Consider the following 20,665-nt stretch of genomic DNA (forward strand, 5'->3'; position numbering starts at 1 on the left):
AGGATTCCTTATCCTGAAAAGGCTAGCCAGGGACTGGCCAGGATGAAGCTCAGCACCAAGACAACTTGTACGGCCAGCAACCGCGACTGCCGACGCAGCAGCAACAACGCGCCGTGCCGCCGTTCAGTCCAGAGACGGCCGGCGCGTTCGGCCGGTTGCAGGCCCAGCGAGGTGAGGGCTTGGTCCAAGTTAAAGGTGCGTTCGGCCAGGGATTGGCTGCTGTCAGCCATGCGCTGGAACAGATCGGCATCGAATGCCACGCGCAGCGCCCAGTATTTTTCCAGCACGCCGAGGACGATCAGTGTGGCACTCAACAGCAGCAACCACGGATCGATAACGCCCACCAGCCACGGCCCGAACCCCAGCAGCACCGCCAGCAGCGTCAGCCCAGTGGAAAACTGGTCCAGCGAATGCCCCCGGCGCAACAGACTCGCCACGGTGTGCAGTTCCATATCAGTGATCATGGACATTCCCCTGTGCCGTGGATAACGGCTCCAGCGCCCGACGGTGCGCCGCGTGCAAGACGATACGCGGTCGAGCGCGCTGGATTTGCACGATTGCCGCATCAACGCTCGCTGCCCGTCCACTGTGCAACAACCAGGCAACCACCGCCGTGGCGCTGCGCGAATAACCCAGGGCGCAGCAGACCAGCACCGGTCCGTGCTGGCGCAGGCTTTCGATGGCCTCTGCCGCTTTCAGGCATTGCTCGGTGGTCGGTGCGGTCAGGTCGAGCACTGGCAATGCGCGATAGGCGACGCCCGTGCTGTCCATGGACAGTTCTGCGCAGAGGTCGAGCACGCCGCTAAACGCGCTGTCTTTCAGCTCCATCGGTGTGGGAATACGCCCCAGCCAGACGTTCTCCGCCACCAGGTCCGGTTGTGGATGCTTGCGCGTCCAGACGCGCGAGTTAATCCACGCCGCCGCCAGATAAGGTGCCAGCAACCAACGCGCCGCCGGACTCAAGCGACCATCGGCACGCTTCTGGAAACCGTCGGCACCCAACAGCAGGTAATTCAACGCCACCATGAGCACCGCCACCGCCGGCCAGATCAGCCAGAGCCACGCACCGCCCAAGGCAAACGCCGGGATGAACAGCGCCGCCGCGCCCAAGCCATAACGCAAGGCCAAGCGTCGGCGGGCGGGATCCGTCGCCAGATGCGCACTCAACAGCGGACTCGGTCGATCCAGCGGCCACAACCACACACACAACCAACCGGCCAGCGCACCCGTCGGCAGGTCAATAAAGTGATGTTGATAAGTGGTCAGCACCGACACGCCGATCAACGCGAACCAACCGTGCATCACCCAGCGCCAGAAGCCCTGCAGATGCCGCTGATAACAGACCCACAGCACCACCAGCAACGCGATGTGCAGCGACGGCGCCTGATTGAACGGCTTGTCGAAACCCGCCAGCACTTCGAACAACCAACCAAACACCCCGTCCATTTCCGGGCGGGGGAAGGTAAAGCGCAACGGCCAGAGCAGGAAGCAACTGACCGCAATCACCTGCGCCGTGAGCAGGCGCAAGGCGTGGCGCTTGAGTTCTTCACGGCTGGAGGGCAACAGCAAGGACAGGCCGTACAGCAGATCAATCGACCAGTAAGGCACGATGGTCCAGGCCATGAACGGCATGTGGCTTTCCCAGGCGAACACCAGCGTACCGACATCGTCACGCTGGGACGTGACCCAGGTAGCGAAGCCGTAAGTGGTGAAGAACAGCGGCGCCAACAACAGCAACCACAGTACCGCCGGTTTCAGCAGTGCGGGTTCGCGGGCCGGAGCGATGACGGCGCTCATTACTGCACTCGCTGAGCCAGCGAAACGCTGAAAATGCCCCATTCATCGACACGCAGGGTGATCTTGCGAAAGCCCGCCGCCTCAACCAGTTGATCCATCTCCGCCTGCGTGCGCCGACGCATCACCCAGGCCTGACCGGCACGGTGGCTGGTGAGGGCGCGGGCGATCAGTTCCAGCTGCGGGTGCCACGGCTGGCCGGTGTAGATCAGGAAGCCGCCAGGCTCTACCGCTTCGGCCAAGCCGGCGAGGGAGCCGCCGACCATCTGGTTATCGGCAAACAGCTCATACAAACCGGACACCACGGCGAGGGTCGGTTTTGGCTCCAGCGCCGCCAAGTCCTGGCGGTCGAAGGCATCACCTTTGACGAACCGGGCGATATCGCCCAAGCCTTTTTCAACGATCAGCGCACTGCCATCGCGCACGTTGATGTCGCTGTAGTCGCGCAGCAGGATCGACTCGGGCAACGGGCTGACGCCTTGCAGCGCTTCGAGAATGTAGCGGCCATGACCGGCGGCGATGTCGACGATGCGCACCTCGCGGTCCTGCTCGCGCAACTTGCCCATGGCCAGGCGCAGCAGTTCTTCGACGTTCAATTTGCGCTGACGAATACCGCGCCAGCCGATGGAGTTCAGGTAGTTCTGGTCAATCATTTTGCCCACGGCCGAGGTGCCGGTGGGGCGATTGCGGTAGACGTAATCCAGGGTGCTGCCGGAGTCGAACCCGGTGTCGAAGCCCAACTTCACACCCGCAGACAATTTGCTGCCAAAACGCATGCTGGCGCGGGTCATGCGCCAGTAGAGGTCGCGCAGGGAGTTGTGCGGCAGCGGCGTGGCCAGGGTTTCGGCTTCGGCGCAGGTCACGCCCAGGCGATCGGCGTCCAGCAGGGAAGGGCGGTTCAATGGTCGGGCAAAGTTTTGCAGGATGAAGCGACGGGCACTGGCAACGGCCGGCGCGCGGTTCTTCTCGCCGAGGGTGTCGTGGAAGAACCCCGGCAGAATGTGTTTCTCCTTGTGCACACTGCCCAGTCGCTCGAAGAACTGCTCCTGGGGTTTGCGGTGCACGACAAAGTCCGAACCGGAGATCAATAGCTGCGTCGGCACCTGGATCGCCTGGGCATCGGCTACTACGCGGTCGGCGGCTTCGTACAGGCCCAGCAGCACGTTCACCGAAATCGCCTTGGTGATCAGCGGATCGCTGTCGTAGGACGCCACGCGCTCCGGGTCATGGCTGAGGAATTTCGCCTTGACGTAGCTGTTGACGAAAAAATTGCCGCGAAACTTGCGCATCAGCGCCAGGCCCGGGCGGGCGAACGGCACGTAGAGCTTGACCTTGAACGCCGGCGACGCCAGCACCAGCGAGCGAATGCGCGGCGCGTAGTCGTGGACCCAGGTGGACGCGATCACTGCGCCGACGCTTTGCGCAACCACGGCGATGTCCGCTTCGTCGATCTGATGGGCCGCGCCGATGTGATCGCAGAAGGTCTGCACATCCCGCGCACTGGTGGCAAAACTCGGGCTGTCGCCCCGTTCGCCAGGCGATTGGCCATGGCCGCGCGCGTCCCAGGCAAAGAAGTCGAACCCGGGCAGGTCCAATTCATCCACCAGGTGCGCAATGCGCCCGGAGTGTTCATGGCCGCGGTGAAACAACAACACAGCCTGGCGGGGTTCACCCGGCGCCGCGTCGACAGCCGGCCAGTGCCGGTAAAACAACTCCACGCCATCGTGGGTGGTGAACGTCAGTTCCTGAGCTTGGCGCATTGCAAGTTCCTTTATGCTGAGGGAGCGTTTTCCTTCACTTGGCTCAGGCCATGACGGACCCGATTGACCAAGGTATAAACCAGCAGGGCGGCAACCACCGCCATCACACCATCGACCCACAGGGCCCCGAGCCAACCCAGGGCAATCCCGGTCGCCAATACACCCAACACAAAGGCGCGATCACTCTTGCCCATCGGCCCGTCATAGCGCCGCGAAGCCCCGACCATCGCCCCCAGCACGCCTGCGTATTCGCTGAACAACGCCAGCAGCGTGACCAACAGCACCAGCAGCAGACTGGCCTCGGGAATCAGGGCAAAAGGCAGGATCAGGGCAGCGTCGGCGATGATATCGCATAGCTCATTGAGGTAGGCGCCCAGATGCGATTGCTGACCAAACTCCCGCGCCAACATGCCGTCCACGGCATTCAACGCCATGCGCAGGAACATCCAGATCGGCACCAGGACGAAGATCCACGGATGGCTGGCGAACCAGGCGATGACCGCGCCTACCAATACCGAAACGATGCCGGCGAGCACCGTGACCTGGTTGGCGGTGACACCGTTGTTGTAGAGGCGTTGAACCATGGGGCGCAGCAGGTTTTGAAAGGCGGGTTTGAGTTGGTAGATGGAGGGCATCGGGGTGAGATCTCGGCCGGTTGCGGGGCAGGGGCTTATACAGGTGCGAGATTACGATAGGTTGAGGGGTTGCAGGCGGGTATTTCTCGAGAATGAGCGCGGGTAGGCATCTAAAACGACATTTTTCGGTGGAAAACCACCCTCTTCCAATGTGGGAACGTCTCAACGGATAGACGTGGTGATTCCATAAGAGCAGTCGATGAGGTTTCAATCACTGGATCAAACAACGAAACTCCTGTGGGAGCGAGCTCGCTCGCGATGGCGATACGGCAAGCAAATAGATCTTCAGCTTTATCACCCAGACAAATAAACAAGGAGTGTTTCAAATGCTGCAAATGGATTGGCTCACTGACCACATGGATAAATGCGACCAGATGGCCGAGTGGCTCCATCGCGAATTCAGCTATGAATTCGCCGAGCAATCCCTCGCCAGTTGGCAGCAGGAATTCGCTGCGGGGCAGCGAGATGGGCGCTGGAAGTGCCTGATCGCCATGGAACACGGCCAGTTGCTCGGCGGCGCTTCACTTGCCAGCAACGACCTGCCTGACCGGCCAGAGCTGGGGCCGTGGCTGGCTTGCGTGCTCATCGCCCCCAGTGCCCGACGCAGAGGGATTGCGGCGCAGTTGATCGAAGGCATCTGCAGTCATGCGCGAGAGGCTGGAACCACCACCTTGTTCCTGCACACCCACAGCCAACGTGATTATTACGCCACGCTGGGTTGGGACGTGTTGGAGCGTTTTGAGGCATGGGGGAAAGAGCAATGGCTTATGGCGCGGTGTTTATAGTCATCGACGGGGTTCCCACGCCAAGCGTTTAAATTTAGCGAATCGCCCTACATCCTTTGTCCGTCCCCTGACTTAATTCCCCTTTCATCCCCGGCAGAGTCTCGCGTTCGTCCCCGGCCTGCCCGGCGGAGGGGCCGCTGACGCGGGTGCACCTGTTCCAGGCGGCGCGCTTCGTGCCGATTGGCGACACCGCCCCAGTGTGGGAGCGAGCTTGCTCGCGATAGCAGAGTGTCAGTCACCACCATTGGCAGCTGAACCACCGCCATCGCGAGCAAGCTCGCTCCCACAGGTTTTATCAGTAATTTGCCCGTCGCGGCGTTGTCCCCAGCCATTAAAAAAACCACCCCTTTGGCACCGATAACATCGTTTCTCGGGCCGGCGGCTTTTCCCTATATTGGCCCTCAGATCCGGTGGATGGCTCAACGTCCACCCCCTCAGTGTGAGTAGCCTCAATGAACAATAAACCTGACAGCGCAGGGCTTGAAAATGCGGGAGCGGCAACCCGGGCGGTTTGGGGTGGGGAGCAGGTCAGGCACCCCTACAACGCCACGCAAACCCCCATCGTGGCCAGCGCCGCGTATGGTTACGACGACATCGACGTCTGGTACGACGTCGCCTTGGGCAAGGCCCCCGGTTTTATCTACAGCCGCATGAGCAACCCGACCGTCGAGACCCTCGAAGCCAAGATTCGCGAGCTGGAAATGGCCGAGTCCGCCGTGGCCTTCAGCAGCGGCATGGCGGCGATCAGCAGCGTGCTCTACACCTTCCTGGCCCATGGCGATCGCGTGGTGTCGACCAAGGACAGTTACGGCGGCACCAACAAGATCTTCGAGGAGTTCCTGCCGCGCACCGGCGTGACGGTGACCTTGTGCGAGACCTTCGATCACGACGACCTCGAGCGCGAAATCGCCAAGGGTTGCCAGGTGCTGTACCTGGAAACCCCCACCAACCCGACCCTGAAAATCCTCGACATCCCACGCCTGGTGGCAGCGGCCAAACGGGTCGGCGCCCTGGTGGTGGCCGATAACACCTTCGCCACGCCGCTGAACCAGAGCCCGCTGGCCTTGGGGGTGGACGTGGTGATTCATAGCGCGACCAAGTTCCTCAGCGGCCATGGCGACGTGCTTGGTGGCCTGGTGTGTGGCAGCGAAGCCCTGATGGCCCAGGTGCGCCATTACCGGGAAATCAACGGCGCGAGCCTCGACCCGTTCTCGGCCTACCTGATCATCCGTGGCATGAAGACCCTCGCGCTGCGCATGCGCCAGCAGCAACACAGCGCCCGGGCCCTGGCCGAATTCCTCTGCACCGAACCACTGGTAGAGGCGGTGAATTATCCCGGCTTGCCCAGCCACCCGAACCACGCCGTGGCTTGCGCGCAGATGTCCGGTTTCGGCGCCATCGTCAGTTTTGTCCTGGTCGGTGGCATGGACACGGTCAAACTGCTGCTGCCACGCCTGCGCTTCGCCCATTGCGCGGGCAACCTGGGTGCGGTGGAAACCATCTACGGCCCGGCTCGCACCACCAGTCACGTCGAAAACACCTTGGAAGAACGCCTGGCCCTGGGCATCTCCGAAGGCTTGGTGCGGGTTTCGGTCGGCATCGAAGACACGGACGATCTATTGGACGATCTGAAACAGGCCTTCGCCTTCGTCAAAAAGACCCTCAATCCGCAACTCAATGAAGTCCCTGTCGAGACCGCAAACTGAAGTTTGAAAGCTGGTACCCCACCACAAGGCTGTGAGTGGGGCGTTCATGAATAGGAATAATAATAAAGCTTAGTGGCGATGCACTTTTACTCTGCCCAATAACTTGTCGCGGACGTTCATGCGCGCCCTAACAACTTTCATGAGAACAACCATGTCCATAAAAGAACAACAACATAATCCGCGTTCCGGTTTTAAACAGGAAATGCAGACGCGCCATATCGTCATGCTGGCATTGGGTGGCGTGATCGGCACCGGGCTGTTCCTGACCTCGGGCTATACCGTTAACCAGGCCGGGCCCATGGGCGCGGTGATTGCGTACATCATCGGCGCGCTCATGGTCTACATGGTGATGATGTGCCTGGGCGAACTGGCGGTGCAGATGCCGGAAACCGGTTCGTTCAGCACCTACGCCACGCGCTTCCTCGGCCCGGGCACCGGCTACACCGTGGCCTGGCTGTATTGGCTGACGTGGACGGTGGCGATCGGTTCCGAATTCACCGCTGCCGGTATCCTCATGTCGCGCTGGTTTCCCGACACGCCGGTGTGGATCTGGAGCGCGCTGTTCGCCGTCGTGGTGTTCCTCACCAACGTGATTTCGGTGCGTTTGTTCGCCGAGACCGAGTTCTGGCTGTCGTTGATCAAAGTGCTGACCGTGGTGGTGTTCCTGCTGATTGGCGGTGGCGCGATTCTCGGCCTGTTGAACATCGACCAGGCCCACAGCATCGGGCTGAGCAACTTCACCCGAGAAGGACTTTTTCCTACCGGCTTCATGCCCATTGCGATGACGCTGCTGGCGGTGTCCTTTGCGTTCTCCGGCACTGAGCTGATCGGCATCGCCGCGGGCGAAACCAAGGATCCGCAACGCAATGTGCCGCGCGCCATCCGCACCACCGTGCTGCGCCTGGCGGTATTTTTCGTCGGGACCATTTTTGTCCTGGCGACCCTGTTGCCGCGCGAGCAGGCCGGTCTGGTCGAAAGCCCCTTCGTCACGGTGTTTACCTACATCGGTATTCCGTACTCCGCCGACATCATGAACTTCGTGATCATCACCGCCCTGTTGTCGGCGGCCAACTCCGGCTTGTATGCCGCCTCGCGGATGCTCTGGACCCTCAGCGACCAAGGCCACCTGCCCAAGCAGTTCTCGGCCCTGACCCGCATGGGCACGCCGCTCAACGCGATTATCGTGAGCATGGCCGGCGGCGCCGCTTCGTTGCTCAGCAGCGTGTTTGCCGCTGACACCATCTACCTGGCGCTGGTGTCGATTTCCGGCCTGGCCGTGGTGGTGGTGTGGATGAGCATCGCCGCGAGCCAGATCGCTTTTCGGCGTCACTATGTGGCCAACGGCGGCGACATTCGCAAACTCAAGTTCCGCGTTCGCGGTTATCCGTGGGTGCCACTGGGGGCGCTGGTGTGCTGCAGCCTGGCGTGCATCGGGATCGCCTTCGACCCTGAACAACGGGTGGCGCTGTACTTCGGCTTGCCGTTCATCGCCTGGTGTTACTTCGTGTATTACATTACCCGTAAAAGCCGCGAGCGACGCTTGTCGGTTGCCCTCGTGGCACAACCGTCCGACGCGTTCTAAGGCGCGTCGACGGGGCGGGCAAACGTGCCCGGTGCGTGGGGGTCAACGAGGTCCAGATCATGAAGCAAAAAACGTTGCCCCCGTTGAACTGGCTGCGGGCGTTCGAAGTGTCCGCCCGCTGCCTGAACTTCACCCACGCCGCCGACGAATTGTTTTTGACCCAAGGTGCGGTCAGCCAGCAGATCCGCCAATTGGAAAGCCACCTCGGCGTGGCGCTGTTCAAGCGCTTGCCCCGTGGCCTGGGCCTGACCGAGGAGGGCCAGGCGTACCTGCCGGTGGTGCAGGACGCAATCACACGACTGGCGGTGGGCACTAACGAGATCTTTGGCCAGCACAAGCGCCGGCCAATCAAGGTGCGCGGCAGCCTGGCGTTTTTCGTGCACTGGCTGGCGCCAAAACTGGTGGAGTTTCGCCAGGCGCACCCACATGTCGACATCCGTTACATCAGCAACATCTGGGTCAAGGAACTCGATGGCGAAGACGACATGGAAATTCGCTGGGGCCACGGTCAGTGGCCCGGCCTGGTGTCGCAGCGCTTGACCTGGGACACCTTGTTCCCGGTGTGCTCGCCCGCCTTGATGGCGACGCTGAAAGTGCCGGCGGACGTGGCCAAGCATCCGTTGCTGCATGTGCTGGGCTACGAAGAGGGCTGGGGTTACTGGCTGAAAATGGTCGGTGCCGACAGCGTCGATTCCTCGACCGGCATGCAATTCGACACGCTGGTCTGCACCTTGCGCATGGCGGAACTGGGGCAGGGTATCGCCCTGGCGCGGTCGTCGATGGTCAGTGAGTTGCTGGAGGATGGGCGTCTGGTCGAACCCTTCGCCCAGCGCATCGAAGCCAGCGAATCGTTCTACCTGGTGCGCAGTTCCGGGGCCGAACAGCACCCGGACGCGGCGCGGTTTTCCACCTGGCTGGTGGAGCAGGCGCATCGTTTCAAATGAACTGTTTTATATGAGTTTGCGGAGTTGACCATGCGCTATATAAGTACCCGAAGTTCAGACGAGCTGGTCGACTTTGAACGAGTCGTGCTGTCGGCTATCGCTGAGGATGGCGGGCTGTTCGTGCCTGTCGCATTGCCGCTGTTCGAACCCCAGGAGATCGCCAACTGGTCGACATTGTCCTATGACGAACTGGCCTATCGGGTGATGCGTCCGTTCGTGGGCGAGGCGATCCCCGAGGCCGACTTCAAGCACATTCTCAAGGAGGCCGGCAGCCAGTTCAGCCATCGCTCCCTGGCGCCGTTGCATCAGGTGGATCGCAATGAATGGGTCTTGGAATTGTTCCATGGACCGACCCGTTCCTCGAAGGACTTTGCCGCGCAGTTGCAGGCGCGGCTGGTGCAGTACTTCCTGCGTAAACGCGGGCGTCGCGCGGTGGTGATTGGCGTCACCAACGGCGACACCGGCCTGGCCGCCATCGAGGCTTTCAAACACTGCGACGAGACCGACGTGGTGGTGATTTATCCCGAGGCCGGCGTACCGCAAGACCAACTTCAAGAGCTGCAAGCGACGGCGCATCCGCGGGTTCATCAAGTGGCCGTCGATGGCAGTTTCGATGAATGCCAGACCTTGGTCACCCAACTGTTCAGGCAGCATGAGGCGATCAGTTTCAATTCCAGCAACTGGGTCAGCGTCATGGCGCAGTTGGTGTTTTATTTCCACGCCGTGCTGCAACTGGGCGGCGGTCAGCGGCCCATCGGTTTCAGCGTGCCGGCGGCGAGTTTTGCCGAAGTCTATGCCGGCTACATCGCGCAGAAGATGGGCTTGCCGATCACGCAGATGATTGTGGCGACCAATCAGAATGACGCGCTGCATCAGTTCTTTTTGAAGAACCACTACTCGCGGTTGCGCGCCAGCAAGACCCTGTCGCCGGCCATGGATTTGTCGATCTTTTCCAACCTGGAACGGTTTCTCTGGGAGCTCTATGGGCACGACGACCAGGCCGTGAGCGCACTGATGCACACCTTCGAAACCCAGGGTGAAATGACCATCGCCAACGAGTTCTGGTTGCAGGCGCGGATGATCATCGACTCGTACGCGGTCAGCGATGAACAGACACTGGAGGAAATCACCTCGCTGCATCGCGACACCGGTTACGTCATCGACCCACACACCGCCACCGGCGTGCTCGCGGCGCGCTTATACCGGCGCAGCCTGGTGGCGCCGATGGTGACCTTGGGCGAGATCTCCCCGGCCAAATCGGCACTGTTGCTTGGCGAGTTGGGGATCCACATCGCGGCGCAACAACGTCGAGTTTCCGAACATGGCCCAGCGCAGATTCATCGCATCCAGCCGGACGACCTCGGTGCCCTCCATCAACTGCTCGGCACCCTATAACAGGAGGCCCCATGAAGCGAATTCTCGACCCTCTCGATGAACGCATCATCGCCGAACTGCGCCTCAACGCCCGGGCCGCCCACGCTGAACTGGCGGCCAAGGTCAACCTTTCGCGCAACGCCGTACGCCAACGCATCGAACGCCTCGAACGCGACGGCGCGATCCAGGGCTACACCGTGCGCACCGGAGAAGGCGGGCAAGCGTCGTCGAACATCAACGCGGTGATCTTCGTCTACCGCTACGACCGCATGCGCGGCGCCGAGGTCTTGCAGGCCCTGCAAGCCATGCCCGAAGTGCAGCAGTGCGATGTGATGAGCGGCGAATTCGACCTGATGCTGCGGGTCGGCGCGGCGAATCCGGAGCGGGTGCATAAGGTGTGGAAAGAGATCTCCGCGTTGCCGGGGGTGGAGAACACCGTGACGTCGTTTGTGTTGTCGTCGGTGGTCTGAAGCCTGAAGACCTGTGGGAGCGAGCTTGCTCGCGATAGGGCCAGGTCAGTCAATTCAGATGTTGGCTGATCCACCGCGATCGCGAGCAAGCTTTGCTCCCACATGGGCCATGTGCTCTGCCAAATGCCCAGCCACCACAAACCCCGTGGCGAGGGAGCGCGCCCTGACACCATCGGACCTAACCCTGAAAATACCTGTGGGAGCGAGCCTGCTCGCGATAGGGCCAGGTCAGTCAATTCAGATGTTGGCTGATCCACCGCGATCGCGAGCAAGCTCGCTTGTATGGTAGGACTTGAAGGGAGGAGGAGGGACAAGGCTCGATTCTGACTGTTAGCGCAGTACAGACCGTGGGAGATTTCACCCCTCCTCCTTTCACCCAAGCGCCGATAAAGAATGCATCTGGCCTAGACCGACGATAGGAACAAGCCTGCGCCTCTGGGTGAACCCTTCAAGTGTTCAAACCTTAGCCCGGAGGATTTCCAATGGCAATGCCGGTTTCTGTCACTAAGCCGATCGTGGGCGTGGACGTCGCCAAAGACGAGTTGGTGATTTATCACGCTGAATCCGATCGACTCGAAACGATCCTAAACACCAAAGCTGCGATCAAGAAGTGGCTCAAGGCACTGCCCGCACCGGTGAGTGTCGCCATTGAAGCCACCAATATCTATCACCAGGAATTCGCCGATCTGGCTTATGCGCAAGGCTGTGTGATTTATATGATTGGCGGTTACGAGCTCAGCCATTACCGAAAAGGTGTGAAAGTTCGCGCTAAAACCGATGCGCTAGATGCTCGGTTGCTGGCTCGCTATTTGAACAATGAAGGCCACCAGTTGCACCCCTGGACTCCACCATCGCCCCTGTATTGCCGGCTTATAAGCCTTTTCCGGCGCCGAGCAGCCTTGGTGCAGGCGCGTGTCAGCCTCAAGCAAAGCTGGGCGAACGAGCCGTTGCTAAAAACAGCCTTCGAGAACCAAATAAGTGCCATGCAAAGGCTGGAAGTCTTGCTTGAGAAAACAATCCAGACGCAGTTGCAAGATGCCGGTTTGGGCGATCAGCTCAAGCGTTGCATGAAAATCGAAGGAATCGGCTTGTTGAGTGGCGCTCGTTTACTTACGGCATTGCAGCGGGGGGACTTCAGAAATGCCGATGCCTTCATCGCTTTTCTGGGTTTGGACCTGCGCATAGCAGACTCGGGAAAAAAGAAGGGGCGCCGCTGCCTGTCTAAGCGAGGCGACCCGGAAGCGCGTCGACTGATGCACAACGCCGCGATGTCGGCGAGGCGCACAGCGACATGGAAGGGTTTTTATGAGGCGCTGAGGGCCCGGGGACTCAGCACAACCGAAGCATTAGTGGCACTGGCCCGCAAGCTTGCCCGAGTGGTATTCGCCCTGCTGAAGAACCAGAGCGAATACTTACCGAAAGGCATGTAGGGGGTAGCACTGCACCATAGAATCTCCCACAGGGTGATGTGTGCCCTGCCAGATACCCCTGCCACCACAAATGAAGCCCATCAGCCTGGGATGTGAGCCGGCCGCCATGGTTTTTTTCATCCCTATCGCTTTGCCCACCCCCTGGTCAAAACGCCCAAGAAATAGAGCAAATTGGCCTATTTCACTGCCCACCCCAGCCCCCTAACCTAGGTCCCAACAACCTCATCACCCGGACCAAGGACATAACAAAAATGACTGAATACAAACTGGCGCTGGTCGGCTTCGGCGGTGTGAACCGGGCATTGGCTCAACTGATTGCCGAGCGCAACCAGCAGTGGAAAACCGAACTCGGCTTCACCCTGAAAATCGTCGGCGTGACCGACCTGTTCCTCGGTTCGGTGATGAACCGCCACGGCCTCGACGCCGCATCGCTCGCCCGGTTGCCCGCCGCCAAAGGCGCCATGGCACAACTGCCCGGCGGCACCGTCGATGCCCTCAACGAAGCGGTGATCAAGGAATGCGGCGCCGACATCATCGCCGAAGCCACCTTCACCAACCCGGTGGATGGCGAGCCCGCCACCTCGTTCTGCCGCTGGGCCCTGGAGCGCGGCAAACACGTGGTCACCACCAACAAAGGCCCCATCGCCCTGCACGGCGCCGAACTCAAAGCCCTGGCCCAGCGCAACAACGTCGCCTTCGAATACGAAGGCTCAGTGATGAGCGGCACCCCCGTCATTCGCCTCGCCAAGCAGGCCCTGGCCGGCAGCTCGATCACCGGTTTCGAAGGCATCCTCAACGGCACCTCCAACTTCGTCCTCACCTGCATGGAAGGCGGCCTTGGGTTCGCCGAAGCCGTCAGCCAGGCCCAAGCCCTGGGCTACGCCGAAGCCGATCCGACGGCAGACGTCGAAGGCCACGACGTGCGCCTCAAAGTGGTGATCCTCGCCAACGAACTTCTGGACGCCAAACTCACCGTCAACGACGTCACCTGCAGCGGCATCTCCTCCCTCAGCCTCGACGACATCGACAAAGCTCGCCAGGACGGCGCCCGCTGGAAGCTGATCGGCGCCGCCACCCGCAATGCCGACGGCGCCATCAGCGCCAGCGTCGAACCGCGCCTGCTGAGCAACGACCACCCACTGGCGAGCATCAGCGGCGCCACCAACGCTGTGTCGTTCACCTCCGAACTGCTTGGCGCCGTCACCGTCTCGGGACCCGGCGCAGGCCGCACCGAAACCGCCTTCGCACTGCTATCGGACATCATCCACATCCACCAATCGGCAACCCGCAAACAGGAGCACAACCTGTGAACGTATCGCGCCTGGCCCTGGCGGTCGTCGAACCGCACATCGAAGTCCTCAACCCGTTTGACGGCAGCATCGTCGGCACCGTCGCCGACGTGTGCGCCTCAGAAGTCCCACACCTGCTCGAGACCGGTCGCAGCGGCGTGAAAGCCTGCGCCGCACTGCCGCGCCATCGCCGCGCAAGCATCCTCGAACACGCCGCACTGAACATCGAACGCGACGCCAAAGCCTTCGCCCGGCTGATCGTCGACGAAGCCGGCAAGACCCTCAAACAGGCGGAAAAAGAAGTCAAACGCTGCGTCAACACCCTCAAGCTCTCCGCCGAAGAGGCCAAGCGCAACGCCGGTGAAATCGTACCCTTCGACGCCTACGAAGGCGCCGCATCGCGCCAGGGCTGGTTCACCCGCGAAGCCCTGGGCCTGATCGTCGCCATCACCCCCTACAACGACCCGTTGAACCTGGTCGCCCACAAACTCGGCCCCGCCATCGCCGGCGGCAACGCGGTGATCCTCAAACCGTCCGAGCTGGCGCCGCTGTCGGCCCTAAAACTGGTCTCCTACCTGGTCGCCGCCGGCCTGCCCGAAACCGTGGTCACCGTCGCCACCGGCGGCGCCGAACTGGGCAAAGCCCTGGTCGCCGCTCGCGAGGTGCGCATGATCTCCTTCACCGGCGGCTTCGTCACCGGCGAACAAATTGCCCGCACCGCCGGCCTGAAAAAACTCGCCATGGACCTGGGCGGCAACGCCCCCGTCATCGTCATGAGCGACTGCAACCTCGACGCCGCCGTCGACAGCTGCGTCTCCGGCGCCTTCTGGGCCGCCGGGCAAAACTGCATCGGCACCCAACGCCTGCTCATCCACGCCCCCATCTACGAGGCCTTTCGCGAACGCTTCGTCAACCAGGCCCAAGCCCTCGTCGTTGGCAACCCACTGCTCGCCGGCACCGACATCGGCCCGATGATCACCCAACAAGCCGCGCAAAACGCCGAGCAAGTGGTCAACGAAGCCCTGCAACAAGGCGCCACCTTACTCTGCGGCCACCGTCGTCAAGGCACCTGCTACGCGGCTACCGTGCTGGAAAATGTCGATCATTCCAGCCGACTCTGGTGCAACGAAGTCTTCGCGCCGGTGGTGGTGTTGCAGCCGTTTGATACGTTTGATGAAGCGATTGCGTTAGCTAACGAACCTGAATACGCGCTGCATGCCGGGATTTTCACTAATGATCTGTCCACGGCCATGAGCGCCGCGCGGCGGATCGAGGCGGGTGGGGTGATGATCAATGATTCGTCGGATTTCCGCTTCGATGCGATGCCGTTTGGCGGGTCGAAATACGGGAGTCTGGGCAGGGAAGGGGTGCGGTTTGCGTATGAGGAAATGACCCAGCCGAAGGTGGTTTGTTTGAATGCGTTGGGGTAACAGGCCAGGTCGTTGGCATCGGGCAGGTTTGGTCACCTGCCCGATGTTGTTTTGCACAAGCCGCCCCCCACGTCCATCGCCATCCTCCTGTGTATGCCATCCCCTGTGGGAGCAAGGCTTGCCCGCGATGCTCTTCGCCCACTCTGGCAAGGCCAAGATGACCATCAATTAGCCCATCAAGAACGTTTTCGAGCAAGGCGAACTGTTGCCGGAACAGGTGATGAGAAAAATCGGTATGAGGACGGAGCGTGTCGGTGGTCAGGGTGACAGGCGCAATCAGCCAGATCAAAACAACTGACCCACCGCCATAACAGGCACTTCACACCCCCCGACTGTGGGAGCGAGCCTGCTCGCGATAGCGGCACACCAGTCATCATCAGAACCGCTGACTCCCCACCTTGCATTGGCCTTTGCGCAGAACGCGCAGGCTCAGTTGCCCCATCTCTCTATGCACTGCTTCCACCCGTTGCCCCGTTACGCGCGCTTTCCACTGAGTAACGTTCAGTGCGCCGACCGTGCAGGCAACGTCGTCGATTTCCCCATGAATTAACTTCTGCAAACGTTCATGGCTGAAACGTATCAGCTCAAAGAAAAAATCCGATTATGCACAAATGCATTTTTTTGCTTGACCCGCATGCATAAGTCTCTATAAGGTGATTCAACTGGATGCGCATACAGTACTTCTTAACCATTATTTATTTGAATCCATTCATGGACGAGGCACTCACTCATGAAAACCAACACTGAAAAATTCGGTACAACCCCCCATCAACCCAGCCTTTGGACCCGCGCTGATGCGTTGAAAGTCCGGGCGGATGACCCCACCACCACCCAGCCGCTGGTCAGCGCCGATTTCCCGGTGCTGAACAACGACCTGTTCATCTGGGACACCATGCCCCTGCGTGATTTGGACGGTAACGTGACGTCCGTCGATGGCTGGTCGGTGATCTTCACGCTCACGGCCGATCGTCATCCAAACGACCCGCAGTACCTCGACGAGGACGGTAACTACGACATCCTCCGCGATTGGAACGATCGTCACGGTCGGGCAAAGATGTACTACTGGTTCTCTCGTACCGGCAAGAACTGGGAATTCGGTGGCCGCGTGATGGCCGAAGGGATTTCGCCGACCGCTCGCGAATGGGCCGGTACGCCGATCCTGTTGAACGACCGAGGTGAAGTGGACCTGTATTACACCGCCGTCACCCCAGGCGCGACCATCGTCAAGGTGCGCGGTCGGGTAGTGACCACCGAACACGGTGTCAGCATGGTCGGCTTCGAGAAGGTCAAGCCGCTGTTCGAGGCCGACGGCAATATGTACCAGACCGAAGCACAAAACGCTTTCTGGGGTTTCCGCGACCCATGGCCATTCCGCGACCCGAAAGACGGCAAGCTGTACATGCTGTTCGAGGGCAACGTGGCCGGTGAGCGCGGCTCGCACAAAGTAGGAGAAGCAGAAATCGGCGACGTGCCACCGGGTTATGAGGATGTCGGCAACTCGCGCTTCCAGACCGCCTGCGTCGGCATCGCCGTAGCCCGCGACGCCGACGGTGACGACTGGGAAATGTTGCCGCCACTGCTGACCGCCGTGGGCGTCAACGACCAGACCGAGCGCCCGCACTTCGTGTTCCAGGATGGCAAGTACTACCTGTTCACCATCAGCCATACCTTCACCTACGCCGACGGCGTGACCGGACCGGACGGCGTGTACGGCTTCGTCGCGGACTCGCTGTTCGGCCCCTACGTGCCGCTGAACGGTTCCGGCCTGGTACTGGGCAACCCGTCCTCCCAGCCATTCCAGACCTACTCGCACTATGTAATGCCAAACGGCCTGGTGACCTCCTTCATCGACAGCGTACCGACCGACGAAACCGGCACGCAGATTCGTGTGGGTGGCACTGAGGCGCCGACGGTGGGCATGAAGATAAAAGGGCTGCAGACGTTCGTGGTGGCGGAGTACGACTACGGTTACATCCCGCCGATGCTGGACGTCACGCTTAAGTAATAGCCATACCGGGTTTCAGGCAGCGGGTTTGTGGTCGATGACAAAACCGTTGTGGATAGGATCGAGATATCCCGCCTGATTGATTGCGATGTTGAACAATGACTCGTAACCCTCTTCGCGACTGGCTGCAAGGATGCAGCCAGTCGCATTCCCACCAGTCCTATTTATGAAACGCCTGACGTGTCGCCGGTTTTTGATTTCGGCGACACGTTCTGTCGTCATGTCGCCAGCGACGACATAGGCACACAAGCTTCTCTGTGGGAGCGAGCTTGCTCGCGATAGCGGTGTGTCAGCCACATTCCGGCCACTTGTTTATCGTGACTACACGAAACTAGCCACGACCGACATCGCCTTGCGCCATTGCCTACAACTACGCCAGAATCCGCCGGCTTGTGCGTCTTGGAGGGCGTCGGTAGTTTGGGTCCTGTCACTGAACATCAGTGATCGGGTTTAGTCGCCCGTATCAACCTAAGGCGTACCAAGTCCCGTCGGACAGGCTGTGCTGTTCCTGTATTGATGGTGGCTGTGCGCAGGGCGCCCCCGGGCGCGCCGGGATTCTTAGGTTCACCGGTCGACTAACCTGCGCACAGCTGCCGCCCTCTCGTTTAGTCGCGAGGTGGTTGCAGCATCACTTACAGGAACCTAAGTCGATGGCAAAAATTACACCGAACCCTCCGACTGCAGATGAGCATGTATCTCGCGCTCAGTCTGCTCGTAACAACAAGCTTGATGATGCTGCGAACCGGGCTTTGGATTACTACCTGAAGCCTACGCCAAAAAACGAAACGTCTGACAAACCCAACACCATCTTCCGTATCGCACCGGATGTTGATTCGGAATGTCTGCTTGCCAATCTCAGTGAAAACCTGGCTTCGGCCAATGCCATGATCAGTGATTTGGCGTTTGATCTTGAGGGATCGCGCCGGCATGTGGCGTTGGGGATTTTGCAGGTGATTGAGGTGAGTGAGCTGTTGGCGAATCGGGCTTTGGATATTGTTGAGGTGAGGTAACAAGGGGTTGCGCTTACCCCAGGTATGAAAAAAGGTCTTGCATGGCAAGGCCTTTTTTTGTGCCCGAGAGTCGGAGCAATGAACTCTCAGAGTTGTGCAGGGCCGCCCTCTGTTGACCTTCGCCATGTCAAATTCGGCTCGGTACCGTTACCCGATAACGTGATTTCTCAGATTCCTTTTCGCTTGAGTTTCACAAGCTCTTCAGCAGGCTTCGCCTGGAAGGGAGGTGGGCCTCCAGAGGCGCGATGATGCGGCTCGTGAAGCGTTTTACGTATGCCATTACCTCGTGTATTACCTTCTTGACCATATGAAAATCCTCCATTTTGAGATTTGATAGGTGGGAGATGATTTCTGAATTTACAAAACCTGCAATGAAGTCCGTAGGACCTATAACCCCTAGAACAGCGCCCGCCATCATCAGTCTCAGGAGGCCACCTCTGAGAGACGCACTTACTTGGGTGCGTTTCGGCGTGCCAATGTTAACCAGCCCAGCAGACTTGGTCTATTGCGGTGCCGTGATCCGCTGTTGGTAAAGTAGGCCTGACGTCTTGACTCAGATCGTCAGTCGTTGCTGTACTCGGCAAGCCGACTCTCAAAGTATTGGGCCGTCTCCTGATCAGTACAGTACAGGTAGCACCCTTTCATCCCTCGGGTCATCAGTGTCCGATACGTGTTTTTGATGATCAGATCCGTTTCTCTCTGGGCGAAATCAGGCTGCTCTTTCATCAGTTTTTTCCAACCACGAATCGATTTATCGTGCTTGTCACGCTTGTGCGGCGATGTCAGCACTTTCCCGTCACGCACGATCAAATCCGGTCCGATGATCACCCCTATATAGTCAACTTCCAGCCCTTGGCAGGTATGAATGCAACCGACCTGTTCAATGGAGTTTTCCGCGATGATCCACAGGCTGCCATCCTGATCCAGGTTCCATTGGCGCGCGTAGTCATCGCCGATCACGATATCGGACGCCGTGGAGTCTTTCTTACTGAGCCAAGGCCAGCAGTAACCCGCAACAACGCGAGCCTTGTTTCCGTGGTTTTTCTGCTCAATGGCTGCGTGCATCGCCTGAGGGGTGTTGAACACCTTGAACTCGTACTCGCTAGTATCGAGTAGCGGATTGGCGGTCGGTCGAATAGCCAATACGTCATCCAACCACGCTAGATAACCATCAGAGCCGCTGCAACGGAACTGAGAGGACAGTGTGTATTCCTCCACGGTTGCGCTTTTGGATTTCGCAAAGGTACGAATAGCCTGCTTGCTACCAATGTCGTTCAAGGTCACGCGCTGGTCTTCGTCGATGAAAAAAACCGAGCATTTCGCGGAGTTGATCAATTCCTTGATTTGGTTCTCGCCCAGATTTCCATAAAGACCGCTTTTCTCGTTGAGCCTGTGAGCTTCGTCAACGATGAGTGCGTCGAACGTGTTGGGCTCGGTTTCGATAAACGCACCCGAGCCAGAAAAGAAATTGGAAAAATGGCTGCGTTTGATCGTACCAACGAGCTTGCTTTCATACACCTTGCGTGGCGCTGCGTTTTTCGAGACGTATTTGCTCAGCAGCTTTAACGCGGTGAGTCTTACCAGCAAGTTGATCGCCAGAACGGTTTTCCCGGTCCCTGGACCGCCTTCAATGATCAGCACCTTTGGCGCCGCTATGGACGCTTCACTTGCAGCAACAAGCGCTGACTCGAAGATTTCCTTCTGGTCGTCAATCAATACGAACTCTGGTTTGCCTTTCATGAGCCCGCCAAGCGCCTCGGCTAACGCTTTGGATGGCCGAATTTTCCCGTTGGAAAGCTCGTAAAGAACCTCTTTGTTGTCGCCGTGAGTGATGTGCTTTTTCAGAAAGCTTCGTAGTTTCGTCAGTTCCTCAGGGCCTTTGAGAAACAACGGAGCTTTACTGGTGTGTGCTTCGTAGTGAGCGGAATTGATGACTCCATCGCTGACATAGTTATGAAGATAGGCACAGGGGCGAATTTCGATGCTTTTGTCATAGACCGCTTCGTTGAAACCTTCCAATAGCGCTGCGTACGACCATACCTGGTAGGACGGGTGAATGGTTTCAACGAGACCACCACCCATGGCAGTTTTGACAATTGCGTCCTTGTTGGTTGCGCTCGCCTTGCTCCATTGCTTCAGCTCGATCAATACAGCTTTTTTTGCTTGGTTCTCATCACGCCCCGTGAGCAAAAAATCGATACGTTTCGAGGACTGTGGGATATGCAACTCAATGGCCAGACCAGCATCGCTGGGTAGGTCATCATCTCGAAGCACCTTGGCCATGTAGGTCAGGGATCCCTGCCATGATCTTATCTCTGACGCGCCGACTTTCTTGCCGGTGGCCTCTTTGAAGTGCCGGAGAATGACTTCTTCAATGTCGTCGTTATCGTTGTCTTTCAAGAATTGCTGTTTGGTCGCAGCGTAAACGATCACAAGAGATCCTTAGAGCAC

Annotated in this window: 16 protein-coding genes and 1 other RNA gene; 11 read left to right on the forward strand and 6 right to left on the reverse strand. The window is 59.4% G+C overall.

Annotated elements, in window-relative coordinates; genetic code table 11:
• Window positions 1-8: 8 nt before the first annotated feature.
• The 4 genes from KI237_RS03300 to KI237_RS03315 are packed head-to-tail and all read right to left on the reverse strand — an operon-like array spanning window position 9 to window position 4,189.
• The gene (locus KI237_RS03300; protein ID WP_212798787.1) at window positions 9-464 is read right to left on the reverse strand and encodes a hypothetical protein; all 456 of its coding nucleotides are present in this window, start codon (window positions 462-464) and stop codon (window positions 9-11) included.
• Window positions 454-1,797 (reverse strand): phosphatase PAP2/dual specificity phosphatase family protein, encoded by a 1,344-nt coding sequence (locus tag KI237_RS03305; protein ID WP_212798788.1) that lies wholly within the window; start codon window positions 1,795-1,797, stop codon window positions 454-456. Before KI237_RS03305 ends, KI237_RS03300 begins: the two co-directional genes overlap by 11 nt.
• On the reverse strand, window positions 1,797-3,554 hold the full coding sequence (locus KI237_RS03310) for a bifunctional alpha/beta hydrolase/class I SAM-dependent methyltransferase (protein WP_212798789.1): 1,758 nt from the start codon (window positions 3,552-3,554) through the stop codon (window positions 1,797-1,799). The genes KI237_RS03305 and KI237_RS03310 overlap by 1 nt, the downstream gene beginning before the upstream one ends.
• An 11-nt stretch (window positions 3,555-3,565) precedes the next feature.
• Window positions 3,566-4,189 (reverse strand): CDP-alcohol phosphatidyltransferase family protein, encoded by a 624-nt coding sequence (locus KI237_RS03315; protein WP_212798790.1) that lies wholly within the window; start codon window positions 4,187-4,189, stop codon window positions 3,566-3,568.
• A 326-nt stretch (window positions 4,190-4,515) separates the two neighbouring features.
• On the opposite strand from KI237_RS03315, the gene KI237_RS03320 reads away from it, so the two are divergent.
• The 11 genes from KI237_RS03320 (at window position 4,516) to KI237_RS03370 (ending at window position 18,214) form a co-directional block, all read left to right on the forward strand.
• Window positions 4,516-4,974: a GNAT family N-acetyltransferase gene (locus KI237_RS03320; protein WP_212798791.1), complete on the forward strand. Its 459-nt coding sequence runs from the start codon at window positions 4,516-4,518 to the stop codon at window positions 4,972-4,974.
• A 452-nt stretch (window positions 4,975-5,426) separates the two neighbouring features.
• Window positions 5,427-6,680, forward strand: coding sequence for a cystathionine gamma-synthase family protein (locus KI237_RS03325; protein WP_212798792.1), 1,254 nt, complete (start codon window positions 5,427-5,429; stop codon window positions 6,678-6,680).
• A 151-nt stretch (window positions 6,681-6,831) separates the two neighbouring features.
• A complete protein-coding gene (locus tag KI237_RS03330; RefSeq protein ID WP_212798793.1) occupies window positions 6,832-8,262 on the forward strand; it encodes an amino acid permease in 1,431 nt (476 codons plus the stop codon).
• 59 nt (window positions 8,263-8,321) lie between these two features.
• Window positions 8,322-9,206 carry a LysR substrate-binding domain-containing protein gene (locus tag KI237_RS03335; RefSeq protein WP_212798794.1) on the forward strand — a complete coding sequence of 295 codons (885 nt, stop codon included), beginning with the start codon at window positions 8,322-8,324 and terminating at the stop codon, window positions 9,204-9,206.
• A 30-nt stretch (window positions 9,207-9,236) separates the two neighbouring features.
• Complete coding sequence (gene thrC, locus KI237_RS03340; protein WP_212798795.1) at window positions 9,237-10,601, forward strand: threonine synthase; 1,365 nt, start codon at window positions 9,237-9,239, stop codon at window positions 10,599-10,601.
• Window positions 10,602-10,612: 11 nt separating this feature from the next.
• The gene (locus KI237_RS03345; RefSeq protein ID WP_212798796.1) at window positions 10,613-11,050 is read left to right on the forward strand and encodes an Lrp/AsnC family transcriptional regulator; all 438 of its coding nucleotides are present in this window, start codon (window positions 10,613-10,615) and stop codon (window positions 11,048-11,050) included.
• 482 nt (window positions 11,051-11,532) lie between these two features.
• A complete protein-coding gene (locus tag KI237_RS03350; protein ID WP_212798797.1) occupies window positions 11,533-12,480 on the forward strand; it encodes an IS110 family transposase in 948 nt (315 codons plus the stop codon).
• A gap of 251 nt (window positions 12,481-12,731) precedes the next feature.
• Window positions 12,732-13,790, forward strand: a complete 1,059-nt coding sequence (locus tag KI237_RS03355; protein WP_212798798.1) for a homoserine dehydrogenase — start codon at window positions 12,732-12,734, stop codon at window positions 13,788-13,790.
• Window positions 13,787-15,199: an aldehyde dehydrogenase family protein gene (locus KI237_RS03360; RefSeq protein WP_212798799.1), complete on the forward strand. Its 1,413-nt coding sequence runs from the start codon at window positions 13,787-13,789 to the stop codon at window positions 15,197-15,199. Before KI237_RS03355 ends, KI237_RS03360 begins: the two co-directional genes overlap by 4 nt.
• Window positions 15,200-15,929: 730 nt before the next feature.
• Window positions 15,930-17,204 carry a glycoside hydrolase family 68 protein gene (locus tag KI237_RS03365; RefSeq protein ID WP_212798800.1) on the forward strand — a complete coding sequence of 425 codons (1,275 nt, stop codon included), beginning with the start codon at window positions 15,930-15,932 and terminating at the stop codon, window positions 17,202-17,204.
• 650 nt (window positions 17,205-17,854) lie between these two features.
• On the forward strand, window positions 17,855-18,214 hold the full coding sequence (locus KI237_RS03370; protein WP_212798801.1) for a DUF6124 family protein: 360 nt from the start codon (window positions 17,855-17,857) through the stop codon (window positions 18,212-18,214).
• A 402-nt stretch (window positions 18,215-18,616) separates the two neighbouring features.
• On the opposite strand, the gene KI237_RS03375 is transcribed toward KI237_RS03370, so the two are convergent.
• An RNA gene (locus tag KI237_RS03375) (hammerhead ribozyme type II) lies at window positions 18,617-18,685 on the reverse strand.
• Between the two features lie 90 nt (window positions 18,686-18,775).
• On the reverse strand, window positions 18,776-20,647 hold the full coding sequence (locus KI237_RS03380; protein WP_212798802.1) for a DUF2075 domain-containing protein: 1,872 nt from the start codon (window positions 20,645-20,647) through the stop codon (window positions 18,776-18,778).
• Window positions 20,648-20,665 lie beyond the last annotated feature (18 nt).

The sequence above is a fragment of the Pseudomonas sp. St316 genome (genome assembly GCF_018325905.1).
Lineage (GTDB): Bacteria > Pseudomonadota > Gammaproteobacteria > Pseudomonadales > Pseudomonadaceae > Aquipseudomonas.

What these genes read in the sequence shown, in the direction of transcription:
- KI237_RS03310 (WP_212798789.1), bottom strand. Translation starts at nt 3,554, where the DNA reads ATGCGCCAAGCTCAGGAACTGACGTTCACCACCCACGATGGCGTGGAG.
- KI237_RS03350 (WP_212798797.1), top strand. Translation starts at nt 11,533, where the DNA reads ATGGCAATGCCGGTTTCTGTCACTAAGCCGATCGTGGGCGTGGACGTC.
- KI237_RS03325 (WP_212798792.1), top strand. Translation starts at nt 5,427, where the DNA reads ATGAACAATAAACCTGACAGCGCAGGGCTTGAAAATGCGGGAGCGGCA.
- KI237_RS03355 (WP_212798798.1), top strand. Translation starts at nt 12,732, where the DNA reads ATGACTGAATACAAACTGGCGCTGGTCGGCTTCGGCGGTGTGAACCGG.
- KI237_RS03330 (WP_212798793.1), top strand. Translation starts at nt 6,832, where the DNA reads ATGTCCATAAAAGAACAACAACATAATCCGCGTTCCGGTTTTAAACAG.
- KI237_RS03305 (WP_212798788.1), bottom strand. Translation starts at nt 1,797, where the DNA reads ATGAGCGCCGTCATCGCTCCGGCCCGCGAACCCGCACTGCTGAAACCG.
- KI237_RS03335 (WP_212798794.1), top strand. Translation starts at nt 8,322, where the DNA reads ATGAAGCAAAAAACGTTGCCCCCGTTGAACTGGCTGCGGGCGTTCGAA.
- KI237_RS03315 (WP_212798790.1), bottom strand. Translation starts at nt 4,189, where the DNA reads ATGCCCTCCATCTACCAACTCAAACCCGCCTTTCAAAACCTGCTGCGC.
- KI237_RS03345 (WP_212798796.1), top strand. Translation starts at nt 10,613, where the DNA reads ATGAAGCGAATTCTCGACCCTCTCGATGAACGCATCATCGCCGAACTG.
- KI237_RS03300 (WP_212798787.1), bottom strand. Translation starts at nt 464, where the DNA reads ATGATCACTGATATGGAACTGCACACCGTGGCGAGTCTGTTGCGCCGG.
- KI237_RS03365 (WP_212798800.1), top strand. Translation starts at nt 15,930, where the DNA reads ATGAAAACCAACACTGAAAAATTCGGTACAACCCCCCATCAACCCAGC.
- thrC (WP_212798795.1), top strand. Translation starts at nt 9,237, where the DNA reads ATGCGCTATATAAGTACCCGAAGTTCAGACGAGCTGGTCGACTTTGAA.
- KI237_RS03370 (WP_212798801.1), top strand. Translation starts at nt 17,855, where the DNA reads ATGGCAAAAATTACACCGAACCCTCCGACTGCAGATGAGCATGTATCT.
- KI237_RS03320 (WP_212798791.1), top strand. Translation starts at nt 4,516, where the DNA reads ATGCTGCAAATGGATTGGCTCACTGACCACATGGATAAATGCGACCAG.